The organism is Microbacterium sp. SCN 71-21 (assembly GCF_001725695.1).
GTDB classification, from domain to species: Bacteria; Actinomycetota; Actinomycetes; order Actinomycetales; family Microbacteriaceae; genus Microbacterium; species Microbacterium ginsengisoli.
In genome coordinates, this window is record NZ_MEGA01000074.1 from 11,263 (window position 1) to 14,622 (window position 3,360).

The following is a 3,360-nucleotide window of genomic DNA, read 5'->3' on the forward strand; positions in this document are numbered from 1 at the left end:
CGCGCGGCAAGGGCGTTTGGACATCCGTGGAGGACTCGATCCTGCTCATCGGCCCGCCGAGATCCGGGAAGGGCGCGAACATCGTCATCAACTCCATCCTCGACGCGCCCGGTGCAGTCATCACGACCTCGACCCGGCCGGACAACCTCACGGCGACGCTCCGCGCTCGCCAGGCGCGCCGCGGCCCGGTCTCCGTGTTCGATCCCCAGCATCTCGCCGAGGGTGTGCCTGCGGGTCTGCGATGGTCGCCGATTCGCGGGTGCGAGGTACCCCTGACTGCGATGATCCGCGGCACAGGTCTCGCCGCGGGAACCGGCCTCTCCGGCCCCTCCGTCGAGAACGGCGGATTCTGGGAAGGCAAGACGCGCACGGCGCTTCAGGCGCTTCTGCACGCCGCAGCCCTCGACCATCGGCAGCCCGCTGAGCTGTTTCGCTGGACGCTCGACCCCGCGGCTGCGGCGGATGCCGTCTCCATTCTCGCCTCGCACCCCCAGGCTGCGACCGGATGGGCCGAGTCGCTCGACGGGATGCTGCAATCCGACCCGCGCACGCGAGACTCCATCTGGCAGGGCGTCTCGCTCTCTCTCGCCTCCCTCGCCGACCCGCGGGTGCTGGAAGCGGTCAGTCCCAGCGAGGACGAGCAATTCGACCCCGAGGCGTTCCTGCGCGACTCCGGCACGCTTTACCTGCTTGCGACCGGAGCCGGAGCCGGAGCGTCCTCGTCGCTCGTCGCGGCGTTCATCGAAGACCTCGTGGAGACGGCCCGGCGCATTGCCGCACGCTCGCCGGGCGCGCGGCTCGACCCGCCCGTGCTGCTCGCACTCGACGAGATCGGAAACCTCGCCCCGCTGCCTTCGCTCCCGGTCCTCATGGCAGAGGGCGGCGGCACCGGGCTCACGGTGATGCCCGTGTTCCAGTCGCTCGCCCAGGCGCGAGGTCGTTGGGGCGACGACGCCGCGACCGCGATGTGGGATGCGAGCATCACCAAGATCGTGCTCGGAGGCGGGACGGACACACGGCACCTGCAGGACATCTCCACACTGATCGGCGAACGCGACGAGACGACTGACTCAGTGACCATCGGCGAGCGCGGCTTGCGCTCGAGTCAACGCGCGATCCGCCGCGTCCCGATCATGAAGGTCGAAGACATCCGCACCCTGCCCCAGGGCACTTCACTCGTGCTTCTGCGCTCCGCGCCGCCGATCATCACGACCATGCGTTACTGGCTTCATCGGCCGGACGCGGAAGCACTATTGGCACAGCGCGCAGAGATCGAGTGGATGATGCAGCCGGATGGCTCCCAAGGCAGCGAGCCGGCCAGTTCCGCCAAGTAGTTTCACCGATCGATCACATCGGGATGAATAGCGGAGGTGAGAGGTGCGCAAGCAGGAGCGACTTGGCGCAACGACCACCGACGCACCCGCGCCGACTATTGGATTGGTAGATTTCGAGGCATGGACGCTGTCAGATCGCCTAGCTGGATCAAGGTGCCCTCGGTCGTTCTGATCACACTGTTCGGGGCATGTCTCGTCGTGATCGGCGCCTACTTCGCGCTCTTGCGGCCGTCGATGCTGCCCGAGGACGAACGGTTCGTCGGGGCATCGATGTCGGAGCTCCAGATGGTAGCGCCGGCGATCGGGGCGTGGCTGTCTCGGGTGTTCCTCGTGCTCGGCGGGTACATCGCGGCGACCGGCGTGCTGATGGTCTACGTCGCGCAATCTGGGATTCGGCGTCGCTCGCGTGCGGCCGGCGTGATCGTCGCCATCTCCGGGGCGCTGTCGATCGGCACGATGGCTGTGGTGAACCTTGTCATCGACTCGGACTTCAAGTGGCCGCTGCTCGCGCTCGCTGCCGTGTGGACCGCAGGCCAGGCGTTCTTCTGGTCCAAGAAGTAGGCACCGCAGCCTGCGGCCGGCTGGCTACGCTGCGAGCTGCTTCGGCAATCGCAGACCCCGCAGCATGAGCGCGTTGACTGCGACGATGACGCTGGACCCGGACATGCTGATTGCCGCGATCTCCGGGGTGAGCATGAGCCCGAACGCAGGCATGAACACGCCAGCGGCGATCGGCAGTGCGACGGCGTTGTAGCCGACCGCCCAGGCGAGGTTCTGCCGCATCTTGCGCAGCGTGCCCTTGCCGATGCGAAGCGCGATCGCGACGTCGAGCGGGTCGGAGCGCATGAGGACGACGTCGGCGGTCTCGATCGCGACGTCGGTGCCCGCCCCAATTGCGATGCCGAGATCGGCTTGCGCGAGGGCCGGGGCGTCGTTCACCCCGTCGCCGACCATCGCGACCTTCTTGCCGGTGCGCTGCAGTTCGGCGATACGGGCGCTCTTGTCCTCCGGTAGCACCTCGGCGATTACGGTGTCGATGCCGAGGAGGCCGGCAATGCGCTCGGCGGTCGGCCTGTTGTCGCCGGTGAGCATGACGACCTGGATCCCTGCCTCGTGGAGGGCTTCGATCGCTGGCTTCGCCGTCTCGCGAGGCGCGTCGGCAAGGGCGATGACCGCGGCGACCTGACCATCCAGGGCGAGGAGGATCGCGGTGCGGCCGCTGTCGGCGAGTGCTTGCTGTGTGGACTCGGCGGCGGTCGCGTCGATGCCTTCCTCGTGCAGCAGGCGCGGGTTGCCGAGCACGATCGCGTGCCCGTCGACCGTCGCGGTCGCCCCCTGTCCGGTAACGTTGCGGAACGCGGTCGCCGCGAGCCGGGCGACGCCTTGCGCCTCGGCATGGGTGACAATCGCGCGGGCCAGCGGATGCTCGGACTCGCGCTCGGCGGCGGCGGCGAGTGCGAGGAGCTCGTCGGCGTTCCCGCGGATCGCGATGAAGTCGGTGACCTCAGGCTCGCCCTTGGTGAGCGTGCCGGTCTTGTCGAGCACGACGGTGTCGATGCGGGCGGCGGATTCGATGCCCGCAGCGTTCTTGAAAAGCACGCCACGCTTGGCACCGAGGCCGGTGCCGACCATGATCGCCGTCGGGGTGGCGAGGCCGAGCGCGTCGGGGCAGGTGATGACGACGACGGTGATCGCGAACAGGATCGCGGTTGGCAGGGTGGCGCCGGCGAGCAGCCAGACGACAAGCGTCAGCGTGCCGCCGATGAGGGCGACGAGGACGAGCCAGAACGCGGCACGGTCCGCCAGGCGCTGCCCAGGGGCCTTCGACGCCTGCGCCTCCTGGACGAGCGCGACGAGCTGCGCGAGCGCGGTGTCGGCACCCACCTTCGTCGCTCGGGCGCGGAGCGTGCCGACTGTGTTCACGGTCGCGCCGATGACCGCCGAGCCCGGTGCTTTCGCCACCGGCATGCTCTCTCCGGTGACCATTGACTCGTCGATCTCGGACTCGCCCTCGACGACCTCCCCG

3 protein-coding genes are annotated in these 3,360 nt (G+C 68.8%); 2 read left to right on the forward strand and 1 reads right to left on the reverse strand.

Translation table 11 applies throughout. The features are described 5' to 3' along the window. Window positions 1-1,334: type IV secretory system conjugative DNA transfer family protein (locus ABT08_RS10590; RefSeq protein WP_288114912.1), on the forward strand; the 1,334-nt coding region annotated here is incomplete at its 5' end. A 120-nt stretch (window positions 1,335-1,454) separates the two neighbouring features. Further along, the gene (locus tag ABT08_RS10595) at window positions 1,455-1,895 is read left to right on the forward strand and encodes a hypothetical protein (protein ID WP_273207566.1); all 441 of its coding nucleotides are present in this window, start codon (window positions 1,455-1,457) and stop codon (window positions 1,893-1,895) included. Between the two features lie 24 nt (window positions 1,896-1,919). Here ABT08_RS10595 and ABT08_RS10600 read toward each other — a convergent pair. Beyond that, on the reverse strand, window positions 1,920-3,360 hold a 1,441-nt coding region (locus ABT08_RS10600), incomplete at its 5' end, for a heavy metal translocating P-type ATPase (protein ID WP_288114916.1).